Raw genomic sequence first — 2,899 nt, 5'->3', positions numbered from 1 at the left:
AAGCGCTTTTTCTTCAGGGATTTTCAGCGTGTAATAAAAACCATGAAAAATCATTGATATTTTTTTAATTTTTACTTGATTTCTATTATCCAATTTTTTTGCTAGATTTTTGATTTTAAAAATAGGCAAAAATTAAATAGTCATTTATAATGAAAATGTCAATATGAGGAGGTCATACTATGAATCAACTTCTTCAAGAAAAAAGAGATGCCGAAAATTTTTTGCGATTAATAGCACCTAAATATGCAGCGGTTTATATTTTAGATCGAAGTACAGATACTTTTCGTGATATTTTAGCTCCAGAAGCATTTCGTGCTTTTGCCAAAGACACAAAAGGTTCCTATTCAGATGCGATGCAATTATATCGAGATCAATATGTAGCTTGTGATTATCAAGAAGTGATTGATCGAGTTTTAGACTATGATTATGTTTATAATATTTTAGCTTCTGGTAATCAGGTGAATGTTACGTATCGTAAAAAGGATGGTACCTTGATTCGTCTGAAAATTGATCGGTATTCAGATAATGATGAGAATACTTCTATATGGGTATATACAAATGAAGATAGTGAAGATGCGCTATATGGAGAGCTTGGTGAGGCTCGCTTTCGCATTCGGTTTGATGATAATGAAAGGCCAGTAGAGTTTGTAGGAAGTGAAAGTCTATCTGAGATGCTTTATGGATTTAAAGGTGAGACGCATATTTCGTGTTCTATGCTTTGGAATCATATGCATCCTCAAGATATTGATGTTGTTAAAGAAGAGTTTAAAAACATTCATGATACGAGGGATTCAACCGCAACATATGAGGTAGAGTATCGTCTTCAGAATAAAGACAAACAATATCGTTGGTATCGTGCCATTGGAAAGCCTGTTTTAAATGAAAAAGGAAAGATAGTAAGTGTTTGTGGATTCCTTATCGATATTCACAAACATAAAGAAAAAAACCTTCTTCAACAGCGTTTTATTTCTGGTTTGAGTCATGAATATGTCACGGTATGGGTGATCAATCATGATTTAACGGTTGAATTGTATCAACAAACAAAAAAAGGGGATCATATTGCTCAAGAAGCAATTGAGGAGTTTGCCAAAGAAAATAATTATCAAAAGAGCGTGGAGAAATATGCTTCAGAATATGTTTGTGAAGAAGATCGAGAAGATTTTTTAAGAAATGTGAATTATCGTGTCGTTCGTGAACGAATCAAGACAGAAAAAGTATATCCGGTTGTTTTTCAAAGAAAATTTAATGGAAAAATAGATTATTTCCAGGCTTGTTTTGCGCAGATTTCGGATGAGACAGATGATTTTGTGATGGGCTTTAAATTGGTGAATGACATTGTTGAGCATGAAAAAGAAAGAAATGATCGATTGGAAGAAGAAAAACAAATTCTAGAAAGTCTAAGCTCTGACTTTACGGCTATCTATTATTTGGAAGTTAACAGTGGTAAATTTGAATCTGTTCATATTCAGGATGAAACCAATGCGAGTGAATTAATAAGAAGTTATTCAGGGTATAAAGATTTTTATGAATATGCTTATCAATATGCGATGCGTTATATTCCTAAGGAGGAGCAGCCTGAGTTTTTATGGTGGTTTTCTCGTGATAATTTAAAATCTTTGTTGAAAACACAAGTGAGTCTAACGCAGAATTATCGTTGTAATCCAAATGCGCAGAATCAACAATATTTTGAAACGAAAGTTGTTAAGGTAAGTGAAGATGAAGAGTCGTGTCACGCATTATTAGGTTTTCGTTATATTGATGATATTATCAAAAAAGAAAAAGCGACGCAGAAACGATTGCAGGATGCTTTAGACGAGACGAAAAGAAGTAATGAAACAATTTCTACAATTGCGAAAAGTTATAGTTCAATTTATCAAATTGATTTAGAGACGGATACATATGAAAGAATTTCTGGAAGTGAGATTATTCCTAAGACGGGGTGTGCATCTCAAAGGATGTATGAGGCTTGCGAACAAGAGGTTGCACCAGAATATCGAAATATCATCCATCAATTTGTGGATATAAAGACATTAGCTTCACGACTTGAAAAAGAAGAGGATATTTTAGCTGAATATCGAATGGCAGATGGTAACTGGCATAAGTTGCGTATTATTGTTTCCAAAAGAGATGTGAACGGAAAAGCAATTCAAGCCATTGCGACAATTCGTACAATTAGTGAAACAAAGCGTAAAGAATTAAATTTATTCTTTGAAGCAGAACAGGCAAAGCGTGAGGCAAAAATAAAAACTCGATTTTTACAGAGTATGTCTCATGATATGCGTACGCCATTAAATGGTATTGCGGGTATGCTTCATATTGCAGATCAAAATCCAAAGAATTTAGAGTTACAAAAAACCACTCGAAATAAGGTTCATCAGTCGTTAAATTATTTGATTTCTTTAGTCAATGATGTTTTGGATATGAATGATTTAGAAAGTGATCATTTTACAGAGGAGGAAGTTGATTTTGATATTACTGAATTATTGGGTAATATTAATATTGATGGACAACAATTGGCACAAGAAAAGAATATTCAATATATTTTGGATTGGTATGAAGGTCAATTGAGTCATTCAAATTTTAGAGGGTATCCAATCTATCTATCACGAATACTGATGATTGTTGTACAAAATGCCGTTAAGTTTACACCAGAAAATGGAGAAATTCATGTATGGATGAATGAGAAATGTTTAGATGATTCGACATCGCTTTTAGAATTTAGATGTAAAGATAATGGAATTGGAATGAGTCAAGATTTTATTAAACATGCCTTTGATTTATTTGCGCAAGAAGATAGTTCTAGTAGATCCACATATCAAGGTACAGGTCTTGGTTTGTCTATTGCCAAAAAACTTGTGGAGTATATGCATGGAAATATTCAATTGGAAAGTGAAAAGGG

At 33.0% G+C, this 2,899-nt stretch carries 1 protein-coding gene; it reads left to right on the top strand.

The genetic code is table 11. The features are described from left to right. Nucleotides 1-179: 179 nt before the first annotated feature. Nucleotides 180-2,899: ATP-binding protein (locus ACZQCL_RS08260; RefSeq protein WP_482482732.1), on the top strand; the 2,720-nt coding region annotated here is incomplete at its 3' end.

This window comes from Holdemanella sp. (genome assembly GCF_056804935.1).
This window is presented reverse-complemented; position numbering and strand designations above follow the sequence as displayed.